Source organism: Amycolatopsis nigrescens CSC17Ta-90 (assembly GCF_000384315.1).
GTDB lineage: Bacteria > Actinomycetota > Actinomycetes > Mycobacteriales > Pseudonocardiaceae > Amycolatopsis > Amycolatopsis nigrescens.
Map to the genome: position 1 here is coordinate 360,934 of NZ_ARVW01000001.1, position 23,201 is coordinate 384,134.

Below are 23,201 nucleotides of genomic sequence, written 5' to 3' on the forward strand. Positions count from 1 at the left end.
CATGCGGACCTTGATCAAGAACGGCACGGTGCTGTCCGCCACCGGGGCGAGCGTGGCGGATGTGCTCGTCGAGCACGAGAAGATCGCCGCGGTGGCGTCGCCGGGGGTGTTCGCCGACGAGAGCGCGGACGAGGTGCTCGACGCCACCGGGCGGTACGTGCTGCCCGGCGGCATCGACGCGCACACGCACATGGAGATGCCCTTCGGCGGCACCTTCTCGCACGACACCTTCGCCACCGGCACCACGGCCGCGGCCTGGGGCGGCACCACCACGATCATCGACTTCGCGGTGCAGGCGAAGGGCACCTCCCTTCTGTCCACTTTGGACAAGTGGCACGAGAAGGCGGACGGCAACTGCGCGATCGACTACGGGTTCCACATGATCGTGTCGGACGTCAACGACACCTCGCTGAAGGAGATGGAGTCCTGCATCAGCGGCGGGGTGACCAGCTTCAAGATGTTCATGGCCTACCCCGGCGTCTTCTACTCGACCGACGGCGAAATCCTGCGGGCCATGCAGAAGGCCCGCGAGACCGGTTCGACGGTGATGATGCACGCGGAGAACGGCATCGCGATCGACGAACTGGCCGCGCAGGCCGTCGCGCAGGGCCGCACCGAGCCGGTGGAGCACGGGCTGACCAGGCCGCCGGAACTGGAGGGCGAGGCCACCCACCGGGCGATCACGCTGGCGAAGGTGACCGGCGCGCCGCTCTACATCGTGCACCTGTCCGCCGCGCAGGCACTGGCCGAGGTGGCGCGGGCGCGCGGCGACGGGCAGAACGTGTTCGCCGAGACCTGCCCGCAGTACCTCTATCTGTCCATTGAGGACATGGCGAAGCCGGGGTTCGACGGCTCGAAGTACGTGGCCTCTCCCCCGCTGCGGGAACGCTCGCACCAGGCCGACCTGTGGCGCGGGCTGCGCACCAACGACCTGTCCGTGGTGTCCACCGACCACTGCCCGTTCTGCTTCAAGGACCAGAAGGAGCTCGGCCGGTCCGACTTCCGAGCCATCCCGAACGGGATGCCTGGCGTGGAGCACCGGATGGACCTGCTGCACCAGGGCGTGGTCGCCGGGGAGATCTCGCTGGCCCGCTGGGTGGAGACCTGCTCCACCACCCCGGCCAGGATGTTCGGCCTGTACCCGCGCAAGGGCGTCATCGCGCCGGGCTCGGACGCGGACATCGTGATCTACGACCCGGCCGCCCGCCAGACTCTGTCCGCCGAGACGCACCACATGAACGTGGACTACTCGGCCTACGAAGGGTTCGAGCTCACCGGAAAGGTGGAGACGGTGCTCTCCCGCGGCAGGGTGGTGGTGTCGCCGTCCGGCTTCACCGGCAGCACCGGCGCCGGCCGGTTCCTCACCCGCGACCTCAACCAGTACCTGAACTGAGGGGACGACATGGACTTCGGACTGGTGCTGCAGGCCGACCCGCCGGCGCGGGAGGTGGTGCGGCTGATGAAGGCGGCCGAGGACCACGGCTTCGGCTACGGCTGGACCTTCGACTCGTGCATCCTGTGGCAGGAGCCGTTCGTCATCTACTCGCAGATACTGGCGGCCACGTCCACCCTGATGGTCGGGCCGATGGTGACCAGCCCCGGCACCAGGGACTGGTCGGTGACGGCCTCCTCCTTCGCCACGCTGAACGACATGTTCGGCAACCGGATGGTGTGCGGGATCGGCCGCGGGGACTCGGCGGACAGGGTGATCGGCAAGCCGCCGTCCACCCTGGCCAACCTGCGCGAGGCCATGCACGTGATCAAGGAGCTGGCCGAGGGGCGGGAAGCGACCCTCGGCGAGACCGCGGTGCGCATTCCGTGGGTCCGCGACGGCAGGCTCGAGATGTGGATGGCCGCGTACGGGCCGAAAGCGCTGAAGATGGTCGGTGAGCACGCCGACGGGTTCATCCTGCAGACCGCGGACCCTGCCATCGCGCGCTGGACCATCGGCACCGTGCGGGAAGCCGCGCGGGCGGCAGGGCGCGACCCCGGTGGCATCACCATCTGCGTGGCCGCGCCTGCCTACGTCGGCGAGGATCTGGCGCACCAGCGCGAGCAGCTGCGCTGGTTCGGCGGCATGGTCGGCAACCACGTGGCGGACCTGGTGAGGCGGTACGGGGACAGCGGTTCGGTGCCCCGCGAGCTGACCGACTACATCGCCGGGCGGGAGGGGTACGACTACTCGCACCACGGCCGCGCCGGCAACCCGTCCACCGGGTTCGTGCCGGACGAGATCGTGGACCGGTTCTGCCTGCTCGGCCCGGCCGCCGCGCACGTCCAGCGGCTGCAGGAGCTAGCCGAGCTCGGCGTGCACCAGTTCGCGCTCTACCTCATGCACGACCAGCGCGACCAGACCCTCACCGCATACGGCGACCAGATCATCCCCAAACTCACCGCCTAGGCGTCGCGGGTCCGGTCCCGGATTTCGGGGAGTGCTTGGAAGCCGCTCGACTTGTAGGTGGCGACGGCGGCGACATTGGAGCTCGGGGTGGCCATGGCCGCGCTCGACGAGCCGAGTTCCTGGAGCGCGGCCGCCGCTGCGACGGTGATCGCCCTGCCGTAGCCGTGACCGCGATGGTCCCGGTGCACCCCCATCGGCTCGAGCACCCCGGGCTTCCCCGGACCGGCCGACCACACCGTGACCGCCGCTACCGCTTCGTCATGGTCGTCGTAGGCGACCAGGCACCGGCCGTCGGTGTACGGCAGTCCGGCCGCCATCGCGTGCCAGCGTTCCTCCGTGAACGTCGACCTGTCGAACGATGCGCGAACCAGGGCGGCGTGCACGTGTCCCCGCTCCGGCCCGATCACCTCGATCCGCAGGTCCGGGGCCTGCACCGGCTCGGCGAGGTCACGGCGCAGCGGCGTCCACGGCTCGTCGGTGAACCAGCCGTGTTCGGACAGCAGGTCCTCGATCAGCGCGTCCTTCGGTGACTCGACGGACACCTTTCCCGGCGGCAGTACTTCGCGCTCCGGTTCGATCACGTCCTCCACCAGCCGCCGCGCCAGCTCCTCATCCCGTCGGGCGTCCGGCGCGATCGTCAGCCGCAGCAGGTCGGCTCCGTCCAGCAGTCCGAAAGCGAGAATCCGGCCGTCCCGGCTCCAGGTCCGGACCGCCGCGGCGGTCGCTTCCGGACCGAACCGCCAGAACCAGCCCACGTCACCGGGATGCAGTTGCCACGCCACCCCTTCGTGCTGCCACTCCCGGAGCTCGGCGACGGCCTCGTTCAGCCCGTCTACTCCCGGTTTGTCCAACGTGATCGCCATACCCGTGATCACATACCACCGCACGAGGCGTTCGCATCCGGTTTTCGGTGCGGCCAAGATGAGGGCATGACGTCACTTCAGCGCCGCCTTTGGGAGGCGGTCGAGCCACTGCACGCCGTCGTCTACTTCGCTCCCGAGACGGCGGCCGCGGCCAAGGCGGTGGGCTTGCCGAGCTGGTGGATGGGCTACTTCGCCGGGCGGGTCGCGCCGCTCGGGCCGCTGCCGGAACCGCCGGTGACCGCGATGCTCTTCGGGTTCGCCCCGCGAATGGTCGCGCGATCCCTGCCCGATGCGTGGAAGTACGCCGAACCGGCGGTCGTGCTCCAGAGCCGGATGGCGGCCGTCGAGGTGGCCCTGAACCGGATCCTGCCCGCTGATGCGCCGTTCGAAGAACTCGCCGACCTGCTCGAACAGGCCGTCACCGGCTGCGATTACGCGGCGAGGCCACTCGCCGCCGCTTGGTCTTCGGTCGCCCGTCCGGTCACCCCGGCCGGGCGGGTCTGGTTGGCGGCAACGGTGTTGCGTGAGCATCGCGGGGACGGTCACGTGCTCTCCGCCGTCGCCGCCGGGCTGCGCGGGCTCGAAACCACGCTGACCCACATCGGCAGCGGGGCGGTGACGCGCGAGGTCATCCAGATCAACCGCGGCTGGACCGACGACGACTGGGACGAGAGCGTCGCGCGGTTGACCGGCAGCGGCGTCCTCGATCACGATCTGCAGCTCACCGACTCGGGAATCGCGCTGCGCCAACGGATCGAGGACGAGACCGACCGCATCGCCACCGGTCCGCTCGAAGCACTCGGTGCGGACGGCGCCGCCGAGCTCGAGCGGATCGCCGTCCCGTTGAGCCGCCGGATCTTCGACGACGGCGCGATCCCGCTGCCGAACCCGATGGGGGCGCCGCGGCCCTGACCCCTCGACACCGAAGTTGGCAGCCCCGTTCAGGCGACGAGGGACGAGTAGACGAGGCGGCGCAGGTGCTGGCGGATCGGGTGGGTGCTCGAGGGCAGCAGCTGGGTGAAGAACAACGCGCTGACCCCGGCCTCCGGGTCCACCCAGAACGCGGTGCTGGCCGCGCCGCCCCAGGCGATTTCGCCCTTGCTGGAAAGGGTTTTCGCCTTCACCGGGTCTTCCAGCACGGAGAAGCCGAGGCCGAAACCGTGCCCGTCGAACGGCATCTCCGCGAACAGCGGGCGGCCGAACGCCTCCAGGTCGGCGTGCCCTGGCAGGTGGTTGCTCGCCATCAGCCGCACCGTGCGGGGCGAGAGCAGTCGGACCCCGTCCAGTTCACCTTCGCCGAGCAGGAAACGGGTGAACCGGTGGTAGTCGGCGGCGGTGGAGACCAGCCCGCCGCCACCGGAGAGGCAGTCCGGCCGTCGCTGCCCCACGATGCCGAACGCGTCGCTGCGCACCGCCTTGCCGGTGTCCGGCCGCGCGACGTACATCGCGGCGAGCTCGCCCAGTTCCTCCTCCGGCACCTGGAAGCCGGTGTCGCACATGCCGAGCGGGGTGAGAATCCGCCGGGTGAAGAACTCCTCCAGCGTCTGCCCGGACACCACCTCGACCAGCCGGCCGAGCACATCGGAGGCCACCGAGTAGTTCCACTCCGCGCCCGGCTGGTGCACCAGCGGCAGCCCGGCCCACGCCTCGGAGCAGGCGGCGAGGTCGAGCCCCGGCGGGGTGTCCCATTCGAAACCGGCCGCCCGGTACATCTCGTCCACCGGATGCGCGTGGTGGAAGCCGTAGGTCAGCCCGGCGGTGTGGGTGAGCAGGTGCCACACCCGGATCGGCTCCACCGCGGCCTCGGTGTAGGGCCGCAGCCCGGAGCCCTTGGCGTACACCCGCGGCTCGGCGAACTCCGGCAGCCAGCGCGCGATCGGGTCGGTCAGCTCGAAACCGCCCTCCTCGAACAGCATCATGGCCGCGACCGAGGTGACCGGCTTGGTCATCGAGTAGATCCGCCAGCGCGTGGTCCACTCCACCGGCAGCCCGGCTTCGAGGTCGCGCTGCCCGCCGCGGGCGGCATACGCGACCCGCCCGTTGCGGGCGACCACGGCCAGCCAGCCGGGCAGCAGGCCGTCGTCGACGTAGCGGGCGAGGTACGGCTCGATACGCGTCAGCCGGTCCGGGTCGAAGCCGAGTTCGACGGGATCGGCCAGGTCCAGTTCGGTCGCCATGGTCAAGTTCTACCCGAGACCGCGCGGACCGGAAGGGCGAAAAGCCGGCTATTTGCCTTCCTTGGCGCGGTCGGCCGCCTTCTCCGCCTGCCAGCCGTCCTCGTCCTTGCCGCGCCGCCAGTAGCCCGAGATGGACAGCAGTTCCTTCGGCATCCCGCGCTCGGTCAGCAGGTGCCGCCGCAGTTCCTTGACGAAACCGGCCTCGCCGTGCACGAACGCCTGCACCACGCCGTCGCCGAACTCCAGCTCGCGCACCGCGGCCACCAGGTCCGCGCCCGCGCTGCGGTGCAGCCAGGTGATCTGCGCGTCGCCCTTGGTGCTCAGCATCTGCTCTTCGGACGCGTCCTCGACCAGGATCAGCGCGCGCACCGGCGCACCGGCCGGGACGGCCTCCAGCGCCGCGCCGATCGCGGGCAGCCCCGCCTCGTCGCCGACCAGCAGGTGCCAGTCCGTGTCGTCCTGCGGCGCGTAGGCGCCACCGGGACCGAGCAGCAGCAGCTCGTCACCGGGCTTCGCGGCCACGGCCCACGGGCCGGCCAGCCCTTCGTCACCGTGGTAGACGAAGTCGATCGCCAGCTCGCCGGCGCGCTGGTCGTAGTAGCGGACCGTGTAGGTCCGAGTCTTGGGCCACTGCTCGCGGGGAAGCTCCGCGCGCACCGTCTCCATGTCGAAGGGCTCCGGGTAGGTCACCCCCGGCACCTTGAACAGCAGCTTGACGTAGGCGTCGGTGAACCCGTTGGGGGTGAACGTGGACAGGCCCTCGCCACCGGCGACCACCCGGATCATGTGCGGGGTCAGCTGCTCGGTGCGCAGCACGCGCAGGGTGATCACCGGCCTGGCCTTGCGCGCGGGCGTATCCGCCATGGGGGCTCCTCTGCTACTGGTTCTTTATTGAGCTAAGGCTACCCTAATGAGTCGCCGCGTGCCCCGGCGACCTCACCCGGAGGCGTGACGTCCGTCGCATCCCGTCGTTGAGCATGAAGGCAGATCGAATGCCTGTTTTGTCATGCTCTGCCTGTACTGCCCGGTTTATTCGCGCTGTCCGAAATTGTCCGACCAGGAGGCCGGGATGACTTCTTCCGCGATCACCACCGTACTGCTGCCGGCCGCGCTGGCCGTGATCATGTTCGGCCTCGGGCTTTCGCTGAGCCGCAGCGACTTCACCCGGGTGCTCAGCTATCCGCGCGCGGTGGTCGTCGCACTGGCCTGCCAGGTGCTGCTGCTCCCCGCGATCTGCTTCGGCCTCGTCGTCGCGCTGGACCTGGCCCCGGAACTGGCGGTCGGCATGATGCTGCTCGCCGCCGCACCGGGCGGCACCACGGCGAACCTGTTCAGCCACCTCGCGCACGGCGACGTGGCGCTGAACGTCAGCCTGACCGCGATCAACTCGCTGCTCGCGGTGTTCACGCTGCCGCTGGTGGTGAACTGGTCGATCGCCCGCTTCCTCGGTGACGGCACCGGAATCTCCCTGCAGTTCGGCAAGATGCTGCAGGTGTTCGCCATCGTGCTGGTCCCGGTGGCGCTGGGCATGCTGGTGCACGCGAAAGCAGCCGCCTTCGCTGCGCGGATGCGCGCGCCGGTCCGGCTGCTCTCGGTGGTCTTCCTGGTCGGCACGATCGGGGTCGCGATCTTCCAGGAGCGCGCCAATATCGGCGGCTACCTGCGCGAGGTCGGCATCGCGGCGCTGGTGTTCAGCGTGCTGTCACTGACCATCGGCTACTTCGCGCCGCGGCTGTTCCGGGTGAACCGCCGCCAGTCGGTGGCCTCCGCGATGGAGATCGGCATCCACAACAGCACCCTCGCCACCACCATCGCGCTGAGCCCCGCCCTGCTGAACAGCGGGGAGATCGCCGTCCCCGGCGCCGTCTACGGCGTGCTGATGTTCTTCACCGCCGGCGCCTTCGGCCTGTTCGTCGCCAGGAAGGCGCGGACCGAAGGACTCGACGCGACCGTGGTCGCGCCGAGTCCGGGATAGGGCCGCCCTCGACCCCATCCCGGACACCTGACGTCAGACTCCCGCGATCGAAGAGATCCAGCTGCGGTACCGGGTGATGTTGGTGTACGCGGTCCGGGTCGCCCGGTCGCTCGTGGAGGCGACGCCGACCTGCTTGCCGGAGGCGAACATCGGGCCGCCGGAGTCCCCGCCCGCGGTGATGCCGTCGCCGCGGTTCGCGCAGACCGCCACGCCGCCGTTGTAGTCGCTGCACGAGACCGACGTGACGCTCACGTTGGCGTACTTGAGGTAACGCGACTGGCAGTTGATCTCGGGCTGGTTGGTGCAGGTGGCGCCCCAGCCGTAGACCTGCACGGACTGCCCGGTGCGGACGTCCGCGGACTGGCCGAGCGGTGCGTAGGTGGCGTTCACCGAGCGGTCCAGCTTCACGATCGCGATGTCCGCGGAGCCGTTGCGGGTGATCGTGGTGCCGGTGGCCATGGTGCCGCCGCTGGTCTGGTCCAGGCTGCCGATCCGGAAGGTGTAGGTCCCGGAACCGCTCACGCAGTGCTTCGCGGTCAGAATGTACTGCGGCGCGATGATCGTCGCGGAGCAGTTCTGCTGGCCGTTGACGAACAGCCGGGCCGCCCACGGGGCGTTGCTGGCCAGGTTGCCGCCGATGATGGCCGGCTCGACACCGGTGGGCTCGGTGGCCGCTGTTGCAGCCGGTGCCGCCATACCGGTGAGGGCCAGAGCCGCGCCGACCGCGGCGAGCCCAAGTCTGACGAAACGCATTCTTCTTCTCGATTCCGCGGCGAAAACGCCGCACAGGGGAGGAACAGAGCGTGAGAAGCATCACGCCATGCCGAGCGGAGGCGGTAGCGACGAAGGTCGCGAAACGGCCAAGGTCGCGACCTTCGTCGGGACAGCACCGCCAACGTCCATAGTGGACTAAAGCGCGCGGGTCACCGCCGTCATGAGATCACCGAAGCCCGTCTCGGTCTGTTCGCGGAACCCGATGAACAGCCGGTTCGCCAGCGGCACCGCCCAGCGCCCCCGTTTCGCCACGTTGCGCACCCGATGGGTCACCCGGCTGCCATCCGGATGCGCCTCCACCGCGTACTCCCCGCGGTACCACCAGCCGCCCTGCGCGGCCAGCCGCAGACCTTCCCGGTCCAGCTCCAGCTTCGGTGCGTGCGGCGAAGGCGGGTACAGCTCCGCGAACTTGGCGGCGAGCCGTTCCCAGACCACCGGTGGCGCCGCCGGCACCACCGCGGAGACCTCGACCATCGGCGCGGTCACCGCGGCCGGCCCGCGGTCGGGTCCTGCACCCGGGTGTTCTGGAAGGAGGCGGCCAGCCAGCCGGCCGGCTCCCGGACGAAAACGTAGGTCAGCGTGGATTCCCGGCCGGGCTGGGGTTTGTCGGCCCCGTCCAGCGCGGATCCCCCGCCAGCCACCACGATCGCCACGTCCGGCCGGACGAAGGTGAACTTCGGCGGCACGTCCCCGGCGACCAGCTTGGAGTTCTTCATCGGGCCGGCGAACAGAGCGCGATGCCCCTCTTCCAGTGCGGCGCGGCCGGGCACGGCGACACCGAAGAAGGGGATGTAGTTGACGTCCTCGGTGAAGTGCGCGGCGTACGCGGCCGCGTCGCCGGCGTTCCACGCTTCGTACATTCCCGCGAGCACTTCGGCGATTTCGGCCTCGGCGATGGTCGTGTCGGTCATCTTGGTCTCCCAGGTTTCGAACGGCGTTCGTTTTACGAACACCGTTCTATACTCGAACGCCGTTCGCGTCAAGTACAGTGTTCGCCGAGACGTTCGCCGAGAACGTCCGCCGAGACGAAGGTGATGGAGTGGACCTACCGGCACCGCCCTGGCAGCGCACCGCGCGCCGGACCGGAAAACCGCAGCTTTCGCAGGAGCTGGTCGTACGAACCGCGCTGGACATCCTGGCCGCCGAGGGCATCGACGCGGTGAGCATGCGCCGGGTCGCGACCGCGCTCGGCACCGGACCGGCGTCGCTGTACGCGCACGTGTCCAACAAGACCGAGCTGCACGACCTGATGTTCGACCAGGTGCTGGCCGGGGTGCCGCTGCCGGAGCCGGACCCGGAGCGCTGGGACACCCAGGTCAAGGAGCTGCTCGGCGGTCAGCTCGAGGTCATGCTGGCGCATCCCGGTATCGCCAGGGTGGCTTGGGAGACCATGGTGCCGGTCGGCGCGCACGCGCTGGGCCACTTCGAGACCCTGATGAAGCTGCTCCGCGCCGGCGGCCTGTCGCATCGGCGGGCGGTCTTCGCCGCGGACGCGCTGGCCTTGTACACCAAGGCTTTCGCCTACGAGGGCTCGGTGTGGTCCTCCGGCGAGGTGGACCTGGAGGAGACGCGCCGGCGAAGCGAGCAGACCTGGCAGTACATGAGCGCGCTGCCGCCGGACGCGTTCCCCAACATGCTCGCCGCCGGCGACCTGCTCAACGGGGAGACCGCCGCCGAACGCTTCACCTTCGGGCTGGACATGATGCTCCGCGGCCTCACCAGGGACGAGTAGCCGTCACGGCCGATCGGCGGACGCCACGAACAACGGCACCGCGGCGAAGAAGCGGTCCGCTTCGATCCGCCGTTCCTGCTCGGCGAGCCAGCCCTCCAGCGCCACCGGGTCGACCGTCCCGCTGCGGAGCGCTCCCCCGGCGATCGCCGGCAGCAGCGCCGCGCCGGACGCCGCCGTGCACAGCAGGGTGTGCACCTCGACCTCGACGCCGGTGAAACCGCCGTCCAGCAACAGGTTCCGGAACCGCCGGGCGCTGCGCGGGCTGGGCATGCCGGCCGCGGCACCGGCCAGCACCTCGCGGGTGAGCACCGGATCGTCCGCGTCCGCCGCGAGCAGCTCCCAGTCCTGGCCCACCAGCACGATCCGGCCGCCGGGCGCAAGCACCCGCGCGGCTTCGGCCAGTGCCGCGGCCGGATCCGCCACCGCGTGCAGCACCTTCTCCGCGCGGTAGCCGCGCATGCCGCCGGTCTCCAGCGGCAGCTCGGTCGCCGAACCGACCCGGAACTCGCAGCCGGGATGCCGGCGCGCGGCGATCTCCAGCATCTCCGGGCTGACATCGACCCCGATCGCACGGACCCCGCGGGCGCTCAGCGAGGCCACCGCCGCACCGGGCCCGCAGCCGACGTCGACCACCGTGTCGTGCTCGGAAACGTCGAGCAGTTCGTCGGCGCGCGCGGCCACCAGTCGCGCCACCGGCAGCTCGCCGAAGACGTCCATGGTCACGGCCAGCGCTTCGATCTCTCGGGTCATCGGGGTCCTCCACGGGTGCTCGATTGCGGTCGGAGCCCAGCCTGTGAGTTCATGTCGACATGAAGTCAAGTACCGCGTTCACCATCGGCGAGCTGGCCGGCCGGTTCGGGCTGCCGACCCACGTGCTGCGGCACTGGGAGACGGCCGGGCTGCTCAGCCCGCCGCGGACCGCCGGGGGCAGGCGCTATTACGGGCCCGCCGACGTCACCCGGATCGCGCTGATCCTGCAGGGCAAGGAACTCGGCTTCAGCCTCGAGCAGATCCACGAGGTGCTGGGCACCGACGACCCGCTCGCCCGCCGCGCGGCCCTGCGCGCCCAGCACGTCGCGCTGACCGAGCGCATCACCAGTGCCGAAGCCGCGCGGCAGGCGCTGGCGCACGCGATCGACTGCACCAGCGAGGACTTCTTCACCTGCCCGCACTTCCGGCGCAAGCTCGCCGACCGGATCCCGGCCGAGCGCTAGCCGACCAGTCGGCGGACGACGCCGTCGGCGAGCAGCCGGCCGCGGTCGGTGAGGACCGCGCGGGAGCGGGACTCCAGCGCGTCGCCGTGCAGCAGTCCCTCCGCCGCGGCGGCCCGCGCCGCACCGATCCCGGCCGCGTCGAGCGCGTCCAGGGCGAGCCCTTCGGCCAGCCGCAGCTCCAGCATCACCCGCTCCAGGTGCCGGTCCTCGGCGGTGAGCACCTCGTGGTCGGCGGCCGGGGAGCGCCCTTCCGCGAGCTCGGCCGCGTACTTGGCCGGATGCTTGACGTTCCACCAGCGCACCCCGCCGACGTGGCTGTGCGCCCCCGGCCCGGCGCCCCACCAGTCGCCGCCGCGCCAGTAGCCCAGGTTGTGCCGGCAGCGCGCGTCCGCCGTGCTCGCCCAGTTGGAGACCTCGTACCAGCTCAGCCCGGCCGAGGCGAGCACCTCGTCGATCAGCTCGTAGTCCGCGGCCAGCACGTCGTCGTCCGGGGCGGGCAGCTCGCCCTTGCGCACCCGCCTGGCCAGCGCGGTGCCGTCCTCCACGATCAGCGCGTAGGCGGAGACGTGGTCGACCCCGGCTTCCAGCACCGCGTCCAGCGACGCGCGCAGGTCCGCAGGCCGCTCCCCCGGCGTGCCGTAGATGACGTCCAGGTTGACGTGCTCGAACCCGGCGGCCCGCGCCTCGCCCGCCGCGGCCACCGGGCGGCCGGGCGTGTGCGTCCGGTCCAGTATCCGCAGCACGTGCCGCGCCGCCGACTGCATGCCGAGCGAGACCCTGGTGAACCCGGCCTCGCGGATTCCGGCGAAGAACTCCGGTGAGGTCGACTCCGGGTTCGACTCGGTGGTCACCTCCGCGCCGGGCGCCAGCCCGAACGTGTCCCGCACCGCGCCGAGCACCGAGCCGAGCCCGTCCGCGCCGAGCAGCGACGGCGTGCCGCCACCGACGAACACGGTGTCCACCGCGGGCGGCGAGCCGAGCACGCGGGCGGCCAGGTCGAACTCGCGGCGCACGGCCTCCAGCCAGGACGCCGGCGAGGACGACGAGCCGAGCTCCCCCGCGGTGTAAGTGTTGAAGTCGCAGTAGCCGCAGCGGGTCGCGCAGAAGGGAACGTGCACGTACACGCCGAACGGCCGGGCACCGAGCCCTTCCAGGGCTGCGCCGGGCAGGACACTGCCGGCGGGGATGGTCGGTTCGGGGGAACGCAGGGGCACCGCACCAGTGTGTCAAAGCCGGTACCAGCGACTTTGACCGCGGCGGGCTCCATCTACCAGTACTTTTTTTCAAAGTGATACCTATCCCACCCTCTGAACATCGCTAGACCACGATGTGGGCCGGTGGCACCCTTGGGGACGTGACTTACGCCGGTGTCCTCCTCGTGGTTCGACGCCACGTCGACTTCCAGCGAGTCTCCAGCGCCCTGTGCCGGGCGAAGAGCTGATTCCCGCCGCCCACCACCTGCTCACGAGCACGGACCGACGGCGCCGGGTGCGCCGCGAATAGCTCCCGCCACGGTTCAGACCAGGGCTTTCACGGTGCGCCGACGCCTCCAAGACGCACCCGGAGGACCACCTATGGCCTCGCCCACCCGTCAGAGCCCGACCGCAAGCCGTCCCGCGCGTGCCAAGCAACGCCGCGGTGAAGGGCAGTGGGCGCTTGGTTACCGGGAGCCGCTCAACCCGAACGAGCGCTCCAAGAAGGACGACCACCCGCTGAACGTCCGGGCGCGGATCGAGAACATCTACGCGCACCGCGGCTTCGACTCGATCGACCCCGGCGACCTGCGCGGCCGGTTCCGCTGGTTCGGTCTCTACACCCAGCGCAAGCCCGGTATCGACGGCGGCCGCACGGCCACCCTGGAGCCGGAGGAGCTGGACGACCGGTACTTCATGCTCCGGGTGCGCCTCGACGGCGGCGCGCTGAGCACCGACCAGCTCGGGGTGCTCGGCGAGATCTCGCAGACCCACGCCAGGGACACCGCGGACATCACCGACCGACAGAACATCCAGTACCACTGGATCCAGATCGAGGACATGCCGGCGATCTGGAACAAGCTGGAGAAGGCCGGCATGACCACCATGGAAGCCTGCGGGGACAGCCCGCGGGTGATCCTCGGCTCCCCGGTGGCCGGTATCGCCGCGGACGAGGTCATCGACGGCACCCCGGCGATCGACGAGATCAAGCGCCGCTTCATCGGCAAGCCCGAGTTCGCCAACCTGCCGCGCAAGTTCAAGACCGCGATCTCCGGCCAACCCGATGTCGCGCACGAGGTGCACGACATCGCCTTCGTCGGAGTCGAGCACCCCGAGCACGGTCCCGGGTTCGACCTGTGGGTCGGCGGCGGCCTGTCCACCAACCCGATGATCGGCCAGCGCCTCGGCACCTGGGTCCCGCTGGCGGAGGTGCCGGATGTCTGGGAGGGCGTGATCAGCGTCTTCCGCGACTACGGCTACCGCCGGCTGCGCAGCCGGGCCAGGATCAAGTTCCTGGTCAAGGACTGGGGCGCGGAAAAGTTCCGGGAAGTGCTGGAAACCGAGTACCTCAAGCGCAAGCTGGTCGACGGCCCCGCCCCCGTGGTACCGGCGCAGCCGCTCGACCACGTCGGCGCGCACCGCCAGGTGGACGGCAAGTTCTACCTCGGTGCCGCGCCGGTCGCCGGCCGGGTGTCCGGCTCGACCCTGCTCGCCGTGGCGAAGGCCGCGGAGCGGGCGGGTTCGTCCAGGGTGCGGCTCACCCCGCAGCAGAAGCTGGTCGTGCTCGACGTCCCGGAAAGCGAACTCGGCGGCCTGCGGACCGAGCTGGCCGAGCTGGGCCTGCAGACCGAGCCTTCGCCGTGGCGACGTGGCGTGATGGCCTGCACCGGGATCGAGTTCTGCAAGCTCGCCATCGTGGAGACCAAGGCCCGCGCGCTCGAACTGGTCGAGGAGCTGGAGAAGCGGCTGGCCGACATCCAGGCCGGGATCGACCAGCCGGTGAGCGTGCACCTCAACGGCTGCCCGAACTCCTGCGCCCGGATCCAGACCGCGGACATCGGGCTCAAGGGCCAGATCGTCACCGACGCCGACGGCAACCAGGTGGAGGGCTTCCAGGTGCACCTCGGCGGCGGCCTCGGCCTGGACGCCGGGTTCGGCCGGAAATTGCGCGGGCACAAGGTCACTTCCGAGGAGCTGACCGGATATGTCGAGCGATTGGTACGTAACTTCGTGATACAGCGCCAAAAGGGCGAGCGGTTCGCACAATGGGTTGCCAGGGCCGAGGAAAGCGCGCTTCAATGACGACTGAGCGCGCGACGCCGTTTTACTGCCCCTACTGCGGTGACGAGGACCTCCGTCCGGAGGAAGAGACCCCGAACGCCTGGTTGTGCACCGCATGCCGCCGCGTCTTCTCGGTGAAGTTCGCCGGACTTTCCCTCCCGGAGGTGACCTCGCAATGACTGCGACCGCCGACTACCGAACCCTCGCCGAACGGGCGAGCCAGGAACTCGCCGACGCCAGCGCGGAGGAGGCACTGGTCTGGACCGCCGAGACCTTCGGTGACGACTTCATCGTCGCGTCGAACATGCAGGACGCCGTGCTGGTCGACCTTGCCACCAAGGTCAAGTCCGATGTGGACGTTCTGTTCCTGGAGACCGGCTACCACTTCGCGGAGACGATCGGCACGCGCGACGCGGTGGCGCACGTCTACCCGGAGATCACCATCGTGAACGCGCAGGCCGAGCAGAGCGTGGCCGAGCAGGACGCGCGGTACGGGCCGAAGCTGCACGACCGCGACCCGACCCAGTGCTGCCACCTGCGCAAGGTGGTGCCGCTGCGCAACACGCTGGCCAGGTACTCCGCCTGGGTCACCGGGGTGCGCCGGGTGGACGCGCCGACGCGGGCGAACACCCCGATCGTCACCTGGGACGAGCGCAACGGCCTGGTGAAGGTGAACCCGATCGCCCCGTGGACCGACGAGGAGTTCAACGGCTACATCCGCGAGCACGGCATCCTGGAGAACCCGTTGGTATCGGCGGGTTATCCGTCCATCGGCTGCGCGCCGTGCACCGCGAAGGTGGCGCCGGGCCAGGATCCGCGCAGCGGTCGCTGGGCCGGGCAGTCCAAGACCGAGTGCGGCCTGCACGGCTGAGAAGGGACGTCATGACCACGCTCGAACCGGCGGTGTCACCCGCTGACGCCGCGAAGGACAACCTGGCGGCGCTGGAATCCGAGGCCATCCACATCTTCCGGGAGGTGGCGGGCGAGTTCGACCGCCCGGTGATCCTGTTCTCCGGCGGCAAAGACTCCACCCTGCTGCTGCACCTGGCGATCAAGGCGTTCTGGCCGGCACCGGTGCCGTTCCCGCTGCTGCACGTGGACACCGGCCACAACTTCGACGAAGTGATCGAGTTCCGCGACCGGGTGGTGGCCAAGTACGGGCTCCGGCTGGTCGTGGCGCGGGTGCAGGACTGGATCGACGACGGCAGGCTGGCCGAGCGCCCGGACGGCACCCGCAACCCGCTGCAGACCCAGCCGCTGCTCGACACCATCGCCGAGCACAAGTTCGACGCGGTGTTCGGCGGCGGCCGCCGGGACGAGGAGCGCGCCCGCGCCAAGGAGCGCATCTTCAGCCTGCGCAACGCTTTCGGGCAGTGGGAACCGCGGCGCCAGCGGCCGGAGCTGTGGAACCTCTACAACGGCAGGCACCGCCCCGGCGAGCAGGTCCGGGTGTTCCCGCTGTCCAACTGGACCGAGGCCGACGTGTGGCACTACATCGCACGGGAGAACGTCGAGCTGCCGTCGATCTACTACGCGCACCAGCGCGCGGTGTATCGGCGGGACGGCATGTGGCTCACCGAAGGCCCGTGGGGCGGGCCGCGGCCGGACGAGCCGGTCCAGGAGCTGACCGTGCGCTACCGGACCGTCGGCGACGGTTCGTGCACCGGGGCGGTGGAGTCCACCGCGCTCACCGTGCAGGACGTGATCGCCGAGGTGCAGGCCAGCAGGCTCACCGAACGAGGGGCGACCAGGGCCGACGACCGGCTTTCCGAAGCGGCCATGGAAGATCGTAAGCGAGAGGGCTACTTCTGATGTCGAGCCTGTTGAGACTGGCCACCGCGGGCAGCGTGGACGACGGCAAGTCCACTTTGGTCGGTCGTCTGCTGTACGACACCAAGTCCGTGCTGGCCGACCAGCTGGACGCGGTGCAGCGCGCGAGCGTCGACCGCGGACTGTCCACTCCGGACCTCTCGCTGCTGGTGGACGGGCTGCGCTCGGAACGCGAGCAGGGCATCACGATCGACGTCGCCTACCGCTACTTCGCCACGCCCAAGCGCAGTTTCGTGCTCGCGGACACGCCGGGGCACGTGCAGTACACCCGCAACACGGTGACCGGGGCGTCCACCGCGCAGCTGGCGGTGCTGCTGGTGGACGCGCGCAAGGGGGTGCTCGAGCAGACAAGACGGCACGCCGCCGTGCTCGCCCTGCTCGAGGTCCCGCAGCTGGTGCTGGCGGTGAACAAGATCGACCTGGTCGGGCACGACCAGGCCACCTTCGACGTGATCGCCAAGGAGTTCGCCGCGCACGCCCTTTCCCTCGGCTACCACGAGGACGCGGTGCGGACGATCCCGGTGTCGGCGCTGCACGGCGACAACGTGGCGACCCGCTCGGAGCTGACCCCGTGGTACTCCGGCCCGACGCTGCTGGAGCACCTGGAGTCGGTGCCGGTGGCCCCGGACCCGCACGACGCGCCGTTCCGCTTCCCGGTGCAGTACGTGATCCGGCCGCGGACCGCCGAACATCCGGACTACCGCGGCTACGCCGGTCAGATCGCCTCCGGCACGGTGCGTCCCGGGGACGAGGTGATCGTGCTGCCCCAAGGCCTGCGCAGCAGGGTGTCCAGAGTGGACACCGCGGACGGCCCGCTGGACGAAGCTGGTTCCGGCGCCTCGGTCACCGTCCTGCTCGAAGACGAGCTGGACATCTCCCGCGGCGACCTGATCGCCGCCGCGGACGCCCCGCCCACCGTCACCGACGAGCTCACCGCGGCGCTGTGCTGGCTTTCCAGCACCCCGCTTCGGCCGGGTGCCAGGGTGCTCGTCAAGCACGGGGCGAGGACTGTGCAGGCACTGGTCGAGCAGATCACCGCCCGCTTCGACGAGCAGACTCTGTCCACTGTGGATGCTCCCGATGAGCTGGTGCTCAACGACATCGGCCGGGTGGTGCTGCGCACCTCGGAGAAGATCCCGGTGGACGACTACGGCAGCATCCCGCGCACCGGGGCGTTCCTGGTGATCGATCCCAAGGACGGCGACACCCTGGCCGCCGGACTGGTCGGCGAGCGGTTCGCGTGAGCGGCCCGCCGCTGGTCGCCGTCGCGCACGGCAGCCGGGACCCCAGGTCCGCGGCCACCGTGCGCGAGCTGGTGGCCGCGGTCCGGCGAAGTGCGCCGGAGCTGGACGTCCGGACCGCGTTCCTGGACCTGTCCGAGCCGCGGGTGACCACGGTGCTGCGCGAGCTGCACGCCGAGGGTCATGCCGAAGCCGTGGTGGTGCCGCTGCTGCTCGGCAGCGCGTTCCACGCTCGCGTCGATCTGCCCGCGCTGGTGGCCGAGGTGACCGCGCGGCGGCCGGGGTTCCGGGTGTCCGTCTCGGAGGTGCTGGGCGCGGACCCGGCATTGCAGGCGGTCGCCCTGGACCGGCTGGCCGCGACCGGCGTCGAACTGGACGACCCGGAGCTGGGCATCGTGCTGGCCGCGGTCGGCTCCTCCAGCACCGAGGCCAACGCCGTGGTGTCCGGGCTGGCCAGGCACTGGCGGCGCCGGCTGCCGGTGGCTGGCACGTCCGGCTTGGTCGCTCCGGCGTTCGCCTCCGCGGCAAGGCCGGACGTGCCGGCTGCGCTCGCCGAGCTGCGGGCGCGCGGCGCGCGGCGGATCGCGGTCGCGTCCTGGTTCCTCGCCCCCGGCCTGCTGCCGGACCGCATCGCCGCACTGGCCGGGAACGTGCCGATGGCCGCGCCGCTGGGGCCGGAGCCGCGGGTGGCCGAGCTCGTCCTGCGCCGCTACCAGCAGGCGCTGGCCGTCCGGGCCGTCTCCGCCTGACCAGCGGATCGCCAACTTTCCGCCACCGGAACCTACCCGGATGGCGCAGGGGGTTGCGCATTTCATGGGCGATTTTTCCCATTTGGCCTACTCGGCGCGCATGGTAAATATGAAAACTTGACGCGTTTTGATACCTGCCGGTAACTATCTAGTCGCGCCGCCAAGTTGGTATCGCTTCACCTTTCTCACCCCTGCTCACCCCCTGCTACTCCTAGGTGGAAGAAATGAAGTCAGCCTTGCGCAACTCCGGTGCCCGTCTGCTCACCTGCGCCACCTTCGCGCTCCTGCCGATCGCCGCCCTCGCCTCGCCGGCGTCCGCGGCTCCGTTCGACGTCAACCTCGACTGCGAAGCCAACGCCCCGGTCGTCGGCCCGCAGCACCTCAGCTTCAAACAGGGTGCGGACGTGACCGCGCCGGCCACGGTCGCCCCCGGCGGCACGCTCGACATCGTGGTCGACCCGGCCGTGAACACCGTGCCCAGCGAGGCGAGCGGCTACAAGGTCAAGCACATCAAGGACTTCGCGCTGAAGATCCCGGTGCCGGCCAACTCCAGCTACGTCAGCGCCGACCTCACCGGCGGCTCCGGTCTCGGCTCCACCCCGCCGAAGATCGACGTAGCCAACGGGGTCGCGACCCTCAGCTTCCCCGGCCCGATCGCCGGCGGCGCGCAGTTCGAACTGCCAACCGTGACCGTGCACCTGACCGCGGGCGACTCCGGCACCATCGAGTCGAAGCTGGGCGGCACCAGCTACGCCGACCCGGGCGTCACCTTCACCGCGGTGGTCAACCAGATCGTCGACATCTCCGCACCCACCGCCTGCTTCCCCAACCCGAGCCCGGTGTTCACCACCACCACCATCGGCTGACCGGTGCTTGCCCGCCCGGGTGAGCCAGGTCTCCCGGGCGGGCGCCCGCCGATGTGCCAGGGTGTCGGCATGGCTGACGAACTGGTGCACTACTCGGTGGCGGCGGGCACCGCCACGATCACGCTGGACTCCCCGCACAACCGCAACGCGCTGTCCGCCCAGCTGCGGCGTGAGCTGCTCGCCGCGCTGGAGCGGGCGGCGGGCGACGAGCACGTGCGGGTGATCGTGCTCACCCATACCGGCCCGGTGTTCTGCGCAGGTATGGATCTCAAGGAGGCCCGCGGCGCCGGAGCCGGCGACCAGGGCGTCAACGAGTTCCCGCAGATCCTGGAGCGGCTGTGGACCAGCCCGAAGCCGGTGGTGGCCAGGCTGGCGGGCCCGGCGAGGGCGGGCGGTATCGGCATCGTCGCGGCCACCGACATCGCGGTCGCCGCGCACGAGGCGACCTTCGCGTTCAGCGAGGTCCGCATCGGCGTGGTGCCGGCGGTCATCTCGCTGACCGTGCTCCCCCGGGTCGAGCCGAGGGCCGCGCACGAGCTGTTCCTCACCGGCGACACCTTCGACGCGGAACGGGCCGCCCGGATCGGCCTGATCAACGCCGCGGTACCGGCCGAGGACCTCAACGGCACGGTCGCCCGCTACGTCGACGCACTCGCCCTCGGCGGCCCGCAGGCGCTCGCGGCCACCAAGGAGCTGCTGAGCCGTCCCCAGCCTGCCACCCCGTCCGACGGCTTCGAGGAGATGACCGCCTACTCCGCCCGCTTCTTCGCCAGCGAAGAAGCCCAGGAAGGCATCACCGCCTTCGCCCAGAAACGCAAACCCGCCTGGGTCCCCCACGACTGACGGGCAAAAAGCCGGCTATTTGCCCGTCTGGCTAGGGGCGAAAAGCCGGCTATTTGCCGGTTAGGATTCGGTGAGCACCACGGTGAGGTAGCGGCGGTTCGCCGCGCGGTCGCCACCGGGGCTGAGCGCCCGCTGCGCGTCGGAGAGCACGCTGCGGATCGACAGGTAGGCCCGCGGGTCCGCCTCCTTCAGCGCGTCCGAGCCAGCCCAGATCAGCACGTGCTCGCCGGTCGGCAGCCAGTCGAGATCGGTCAGGCAGTCGTAGAGCGCGTCCAGGTTGCGCCCGAACCACTCCGGAAACGACAGCGCCTCGGCGATGGCGTCCATCGCCGAAGCCTTGTCCCGTGCCGCACCGCCGTTGAGCACGTGCGGGTATCCGCCGCGCGCCTTGGCCTTCTGGGCCGCCGTCTTCGCGTCATCCACCGGCTTCACCGTTTCGGGTCCACGACTACAAAGGACGCGTAGTGGTCCCCCGTGTAGTACAGCTCATCTGCCTGACCGGTGACCAGCCGCCGAGCGCCGCGATCCGCGCTGCCCGGCGTCTTCACCGTGTACTCCTGGTAGTAGTCCTGCTTTTTCTGGGGCAGCTGCCGCTCCCGGTTGCCGAACACCGAACCGTCCTTGCCCTGGAACGGGAACGGACCGTTGGACTTGATCAGCTTCCAGGTGTCGGCGGCCTCGGGCGGGAGGCTGGACAGGCCCTTCACCGGCAGGCCCGAGTCCATCCCGGCCACCACGGCGGTACCCGTGCCCGACGCCGTCGGGGAACCGGCGGGGGCGGGCCCGCCGTCGCCGGTGTTCGCCTGCTGAATCAGCCAGCCACCCAGCACGAGCACGATGAGCCCGATCAGAGCGACGGTGATCCGGATCCGCCTCTTGTTGACCATTGGTGCACCTTATGACCGGCTCGGAGGGTCCTCGTCGCGGGCCGAGCGGAACCAGCCGGAGAGCCGGTCGACCACGCGGTCGATCAGCCAGGCCACACCGAGGCACAGCGGCGCCAGCACCGCGACGACCAGGACGAACTGCACCGGAAACCACAGCTGGGCGAGCCACAGCTCCACCCGGTCCCACCAGTCGGTCAGTCCATCCAGCACGCTGCGATGGTACGCACAGGATCACTGCCCACCGGCGCCCGGGCAGGTAGGTTGACCCCCATGTTCGCCGTCTACGCCAAAGAACCGAACCAGGACAACCCCCTCGACTCGCTCGTCATCGGCGAGCGGCCGGAACCCGAGGTACCGGCAGGCTGGGTCAAGGTCTCGATCAAGGCGGCCAGCCTGAACGGGCACGACCTGTGGACCCTGCGCGGGGTCGGCATCAAACCGGAGCAGTTCCCGATGATCCTCGGCTGCGACGGCGCCGGGGTGCTCGAGGACGGCAGCGAGGTCGTGCTGCACTCCGTGATCAACGCGCCCGGCTGGCAGGGGGACGACACCCTGGACCCCAAGCGCACCCTGCTCACCGAAAAGCACCAGGGCACCTTCGCGGAGTCCGTCGTGGTCCCCGCCCGCAACGTGCTGCCCAAGCCCGCCGGCCTGTCCTTCGCCGAAGCGTCCATCATGGGCACCGCCTGGCTCACCGCGTATCGCATGATCTTCGTCAAGTCCGGGCTGCGGCCGGGACAGACGATGCTGGTGCAGGGCGCCTCCGGTGGCGTTTCCACCGCGCTGGTGCAGCTCGGCCGCGCGGCCGGGCTCCGGGTCTGGGTCACCGGCCGGACCGAGGAGAAGCGCGCACTGGCCGAGCAGCTCGGCGCGCACCAGAGCTTCGAATCCGGCACCCGGCTGCCGGAGCGGGTGGACGGCGTGTTCGAAACGGTCGGCAAGGCGACCTGGCAGCACTCGCTCAAATCGCTCAAACCGGGCGGGGTGCTGGTGGTGTCCGGGTCCACCAGCGGGCCGGACGCGAACGCCGATCTGCAACGGGTGTTCTTCCTGCAGCTGCGCGTGATCGGCTCCACCATGGGCACCAGGGACGAGCTGGCGGACCTGCTGGAGTACGTCGATCTGGCCGGGATCCGGCCGCAGATCGGCACCGAACTTTCCTTTGACCAAGCCGAAGAGGGCTTCCAGAACATGCAGAACGGCGACACGGCGGGAAAAATCGTGTTCACTCGCTGATCGTTTGACCTGCGGAAAGCCGGTCTGACACCAGCCCGATACCTGTTTGCAACCCACCGCTAACCAGCGGTAGTCGAGTTCTGTTGTCTAACCTGGATGTATGACCGCAGTGCAGCGGGACGCGTCGGGTGCTCCGGCGACCCCGGACGCGACCGACCCGGACATCCGGGTCGGGTACCGGCGCTTCGCCGGTGTGCGCACGCGGGTGCTGGAAGTCGGCCCGCCACCGGCCGCGCGGCCGGCCGGACGCCGGGCGGGCAAACGGACAAGGCCGCTCACCGAACGGCTGGTGCTGCTGCACGGTTACTGCGACAGCGCGGACACCTGGCGCCCGGTGCTCGCCGAGCTCGCCGCGGCCGGGGTGCCGGCGATCGCGGTCGACCTGCCGGGCTTCGGTGAGGCCGAGGCGTTGCGCCCCGGCGCGATGCTGCCGCAGTTGGACGCCTTCACCGCCGCGGTCGTCCGCGAGCAGTCCGTGCTGGGCACCGTGGTGCTGGCCGGCAACTCCCTCGGCGGCACGATGAGCCTGCGCGCGGCGCAGAACCCGAAGCTGCCGATCGCCGGGGTGGTGTCCATCGCGGCCCCCGGTTTCGTCGACTCCTGGCTGATCCGGACCGTGGCGCGGTATCCGCTGCCGCTGCGCCTCTACTCGTCGCTGCCGTTGCCGGTGCCCGGCTTCCTGGTCCGCACGGTGGCCGGACAGCTCGTCCCCCGGCTGCTCTACGCCGACCGAGCGGTGGCCGACGCCGACCACGTGCGCCGGTTCACCGAGCTCTTCCCGGACTACCGCAGCACCACCACCCGGCTGGAGCAGGCGAGGCAGCTGGTCGGCGAGCTGGCCGAGGCCTATCAGCTGGACCGGGTGCGGATCCCGCTGCTGGTGGTCGCCTGCGGCAAGGACCGCCTGGTGAGTGCCGCCTCCGGTCGCCGGCTGCACGCGCTGGTGCCGCACAGCCGACTGCTGATCCGGGAGGACTGGGGGCACTGCCCGCAGCTGGACGACCCGGTGGAGCTCGGCGAGCTGCTCGGCTACTTCGCCGCCGGTGTCGCCCACCGCGACGCCCTGACCAGGGCCAAGGCCGCCCGGCGGACCGCCGCCCAGCACACCGCGGCCGGCTGAACGCGCCGGGCTCGTTCACTCACAGGGTTGACAGGATCG

The 23,201-nt window shown here is 70.4% G+C and carries 28 protein-coding genes; 17 read left to right on the forward strand and 11 right to left on the reverse strand.

What is annotated here, in order from left to right; all coding sequences use genetic code 11:
• Window position 1 precedes the first annotated feature (1 nt).
• On the forward strand, window positions 2-1,393 hold the full coding sequence (gene hydA / locus AMYNI_RS0101665; protein ID WP_026359946.1) for a dihydropyrimidinase: 1,392 nt from the start codon (window positions 2-4) through the stop codon (window positions 1,391-1,393).
• 9 nt (window positions 1,394-1,402) lie between these two features.
• Window positions 1,403-2,401, forward strand: coding sequence for a TIGR03842 family LLM class F420-dependent oxidoreductase (locus AMYNI_RS0101670; protein ID WP_020666223.1), 999 nt, complete (start codon window positions 1,403-1,405; stop codon window positions 2,399-2,401).
• On the opposite strand, the gene AMYNI_RS0101675 is transcribed toward AMYNI_RS0101670, so the two are convergent.
• The gene (locus AMYNI_RS0101675; RefSeq protein WP_020666224.1) at window positions 2,398-3,264 is read right to left on the reverse strand and encodes a GNAT family N-acetyltransferase; all 867 of its coding nucleotides are present in this window, start codon (window positions 3,262-3,264) and stop codon (window positions 2,398-2,400) included. The two genes, AMYNI_RS0101670 and AMYNI_RS0101675, sit on opposite strands and share 4 nt — an antisense overlap.
• A gap of 66 nt (window positions 3,265-3,330) precedes the next feature.
• Between AMYNI_RS0101675 and AMYNI_RS0101680 the strand changes: the two genes are divergently transcribed.
• Window positions 3,331-4,176 (forward strand): SCO6745 family protein, encoded by an 846-nt coding sequence (locus AMYNI_RS0101680; RefSeq protein WP_020666225.1) that lies wholly within the window; start codon window positions 3,331-3,333, stop codon window positions 4,174-4,176.
• A gap of 29 nt (window positions 4,177-4,205) precedes the next feature.
• On the opposite strand, the gene AMYNI_RS0101685 is transcribed toward AMYNI_RS0101680, so the two are convergent.
• Together AMYNI_RS0101685 and AMYNI_RS0101690 are read right to left on the reverse strand one after the other, a co-directional pair.
• On the reverse strand, window positions 4,206-5,441 hold the full coding sequence (locus AMYNI_RS0101685; protein WP_020666226.1) for a serine hydrolase domain-containing protein: 1,236 nt from the start codon (window positions 5,439-5,441) through the stop codon (window positions 4,206-4,208).
• A gap of 48 nt (window positions 5,442-5,489) precedes the next feature.
• Complete coding sequence (locus tag AMYNI_RS0101690) at window positions 5,490-6,305, reverse strand: siderophore-interacting protein (protein ID WP_020666227.1); 816 nt, start codon at window positions 6,303-6,305, stop codon at window positions 5,490-5,492.
• 205 nt (window positions 6,306-6,510) lie between these two features.
• On the opposite strand from AMYNI_RS0101690, the gene AMYNI_RS0101695 reads away from it, so the two are divergent.
• Window positions 6,511-7,416 carry a bile acid:sodium symporter family protein gene (locus AMYNI_RS0101695; RefSeq protein ID WP_020666228.1) on the forward strand — a complete coding sequence of 302 codons (906 nt, stop codon included), beginning with the start codon at window positions 6,511-6,513 and terminating at the stop codon, window positions 7,414-7,416.
• 33 nt (window positions 7,417-7,449) lie between these two features.
• Here AMYNI_RS0101695 and AMYNI_RS0101700 read toward each other — a convergent pair whose 3' ends face one another.
• The 3 genes from AMYNI_RS0101700 to AMYNI_RS0101710 all read right to left on the reverse strand — a co-directional run bounded on the left by AMYNI_RS0101700 (window position 7,450) and on the right by AMYNI_RS0101710 (window position 9,101).
• Window positions 7,450-8,169 (reverse strand): S1 family peptidase, encoded by a 720-nt coding sequence (locus AMYNI_RS0101700; RefSeq protein WP_020666229.1) that lies wholly within the window; start codon window positions 8,167-8,169, stop codon window positions 7,450-7,452.
• Between the two features lie 156 nt (window positions 8,170-8,325).
• Window positions 8,326-8,676 carry a hypothetical protein gene (locus AMYNI_RS0101705; protein ID WP_020666230.1) on the reverse strand — a complete coding sequence of 117 codons (351 nt, stop codon included), beginning with the start codon at window positions 8,674-8,676 and terminating at the stop codon, window positions 8,326-8,328.
• Window positions 8,673-9,101 carry a YybH family protein gene (locus tag AMYNI_RS0101710; protein WP_020666231.1) on the reverse strand — a complete coding sequence of 143 codons (429 nt, stop codon included), beginning with the start codon at window positions 9,099-9,101 and terminating at the stop codon, window positions 8,673-8,675. The genes AMYNI_RS0101705 and AMYNI_RS0101710 overlap by 4 nt, the downstream gene beginning before the upstream one ends.
• 128 nt (window positions 9,102-9,229) lie before the next feature.
• Between AMYNI_RS0101710 and AMYNI_RS0101715 the strand changes: the two genes are divergently transcribed.
• Window positions 9,230-9,922 (forward strand): TetR/AcrR family transcriptional regulator, encoded by a 693-nt coding sequence (locus AMYNI_RS0101715; protein ID WP_245573851.1) that lies wholly within the window; start codon window positions 9,230-9,232, stop codon window positions 9,920-9,922.
• Window positions 9,923-9,925: 3 nt separating this feature from the next.
• Here AMYNI_RS0101715 and AMYNI_RS0101720 read toward each other — a convergent pair whose 3' ends face one another.
• Window positions 9,926-10,672: a methyltransferase domain-containing protein gene (locus AMYNI_RS0101720; RefSeq protein WP_020666233.1), complete on the reverse strand. Its 747-nt coding sequence runs from the start codon at window positions 10,670-10,672 to the stop codon at window positions 9,926-9,928.
• A gap of 59 nt (window positions 10,673-10,731) precedes the next feature.
• On the opposite strand from AMYNI_RS0101720, the gene AMYNI_RS0101725 reads away from it, so the two are divergent.
• Window positions 10,732-11,136 (forward strand): MerR family transcriptional regulator, encoded by a 405-nt coding sequence (locus tag AMYNI_RS0101725; RefSeq protein ID WP_020666234.1) that lies wholly within the window; start codon window positions 10,732-10,734, stop codon window positions 11,134-11,136.
• Here the strand turns inward: AMYNI_RS0101725 and hemW are convergent.
• Window positions 11,133-12,350 (reverse strand): radical SAM family heme chaperone HemW, encoded by a 1,218-nt coding sequence (hemW, locus tag AMYNI_RS0101730; RefSeq protein ID WP_020666235.1) that lies wholly within the window; start codon window positions 12,348-12,350, stop codon window positions 11,133-11,135. The two genes, AMYNI_RS0101725 and hemW, sit on opposite strands and share 4 nt — an antisense overlap.
• Before the next feature lie 113 nt (window positions 12,351-12,463).
• Between hemW and AMYNI_RS50745 the strand changes: the two genes are divergently transcribed.
• The 9 genes from AMYNI_RS50745 (at window position 12,464) to AMYNI_RS0101770 (ending at window position 19,919) form a co-directional block, all read left to right on the forward strand.
• Window positions 12,464-12,577 carry a putative leader peptide gene (locus tag AMYNI_RS50745; protein WP_425387897.1) on the forward strand — a complete coding sequence of 38 codons (114 nt, stop codon included), beginning with the start codon at window positions 12,464-12,466 and terminating at the stop codon, window positions 12,575-12,577.
• Between the two features lie 133 nt (window positions 12,578-12,710).
• The gene (locus tag AMYNI_RS0101735; RefSeq protein WP_020666236.1) at window positions 12,711-14,411 is read left to right on the forward strand and encodes a nitrite/sulfite reductase; all 1,701 of its coding nucleotides are present in this window, start codon (window positions 12,711-12,713) and stop codon (window positions 14,409-14,411) included.
• Window positions 14,408-14,569 carry a hypothetical protein gene (locus tag AMYNI_RS49955; RefSeq protein ID WP_020666237.1) on the forward strand — a complete coding sequence of 54 codons (162 nt, stop codon included), beginning with the start codon at window positions 14,408-14,410 and terminating at the stop codon, window positions 14,567-14,569. Before AMYNI_RS0101735 ends, AMYNI_RS49955 begins: the two co-directional genes overlap by 4 nt.
• Window positions 14,566-15,261 carry a phosphoadenylyl-sulfate reductase gene (locus AMYNI_RS0101745; RefSeq protein WP_020666238.1) on the forward strand — a complete coding sequence of 232 codons (696 nt, stop codon included), beginning with the start codon at window positions 14,566-14,568 and terminating at the stop codon, window positions 15,259-15,261. The genes AMYNI_RS49955 and AMYNI_RS0101745 overlap by 4 nt, the downstream gene beginning before the upstream one ends.
• 11 nt (window positions 15,262-15,272) lie before the next feature.
• Window positions 15,273-16,202, forward strand: coding sequence for a sulfate adenylyltransferase subunit CysD (gene cysD / locus AMYNI_RS0101750; protein WP_020666239.1), 930 nt, complete (start codon window positions 15,273-15,275; stop codon window positions 16,200-16,202).
• Window positions 16,202-17,464 carry a sulfate adenylyltransferase subunit 1 gene (locus AMYNI_RS0101755; protein ID WP_020666240.1) on the forward strand — a complete coding sequence of 421 codons (1,263 nt, stop codon included), beginning with the start codon at window positions 16,202-16,204 and terminating at the stop codon, window positions 17,462-17,464. Before cysD ends, AMYNI_RS0101755 begins: the two co-directional genes overlap by 1 nt.
• Window positions 17,461-18,210, forward strand: coding sequence for a sirohydrochlorin chelatase (locus tag AMYNI_RS0101760; protein ID WP_020666241.1), 750 nt, complete (start codon window positions 17,461-17,463; stop codon window positions 18,208-18,210). The genes AMYNI_RS0101755 and AMYNI_RS0101760 overlap by 4 nt, the downstream gene beginning before the upstream one ends.
• Window positions 18,211-18,434: 224 nt before the next feature.
• Window positions 18,435-19,076 carry a hypothetical protein gene (locus tag AMYNI_RS0101765; RefSeq protein ID WP_051116258.1) on the forward strand — a complete coding sequence of 214 codons (642 nt, stop codon included), beginning with the start codon at window positions 18,435-18,437 and terminating at the stop codon, window positions 19,074-19,076.
• A gap of 69 nt (window positions 19,077-19,145) precedes the next feature.
• A complete protein-coding gene (locus AMYNI_RS0101770; RefSeq protein ID WP_020666243.1) occupies window positions 19,146-19,919 on the forward strand; it encodes an enoyl-CoA hydratase family protein in 774 nt (257 codons plus the stop codon).
• A gap of 60 nt (window positions 19,920-19,979) precedes the next feature.
• Here AMYNI_RS0101770 and AMYNI_RS0101775 read toward each other — a convergent pair whose 3' ends face one another.
• Genes AMYNI_RS0101775 through AMYNI_RS0101785 form a run of 3 tightly spaced genes read right to left on the reverse strand, consistent with a single transcriptional unit; the run spans window position 19,980 to window position 21,016 of the window.
• On the reverse strand, window positions 19,980-20,351 hold the full coding sequence (locus AMYNI_RS0101775) for a barstar family protein (protein WP_020666244.1): 372 nt from the start codon (window positions 20,349-20,351) through the stop codon (window positions 19,980-19,982).
• Window positions 20,348-20,806, reverse strand: coding sequence for a guanyl-specific ribonuclease (locus AMYNI_RS0101780; RefSeq protein WP_020666245.1), 459 nt, complete (start codon window positions 20,804-20,806; stop codon window positions 20,348-20,350). The genes AMYNI_RS0101775 and AMYNI_RS0101780 overlap by 4 nt, the downstream gene beginning before the upstream one ends.
• Before the next feature lie 9 nt (window positions 20,807-20,815).
• Complete coding sequence (locus AMYNI_RS0101785; RefSeq protein ID WP_020666246.1) at window positions 20,816-21,016, reverse strand: hypothetical protein; 201 nt, start codon at window positions 21,014-21,016, stop codon at window positions 20,816-20,818.
• Between the two features lie 60 nt (window positions 21,017-21,076).
• On the opposite strand from AMYNI_RS0101785, the gene AMYNI_RS0101790 reads away from it, so the two are divergent.
• Window positions 21,077-22,042 carry a zinc-binding dehydrogenase gene (locus AMYNI_RS0101790; RefSeq protein WP_020666247.1) on the forward strand — a complete coding sequence of 322 codons (966 nt, stop codon included), beginning with the start codon at window positions 21,077-21,079 and terminating at the stop codon, window positions 22,040-22,042.
• A 100-nt stretch (window positions 22,043-22,142) separates the two neighbouring features.
• Window positions 22,143-23,162: an alpha/beta hydrolase gene (locus AMYNI_RS0101795; RefSeq protein ID WP_020666248.1), complete on the forward strand. Its 1,020-nt coding sequence runs from the start codon at window positions 22,143-22,145 to the stop codon at window positions 23,160-23,162.
• Window positions 23,163-23,201: the final 39 nt, after the last annotated feature.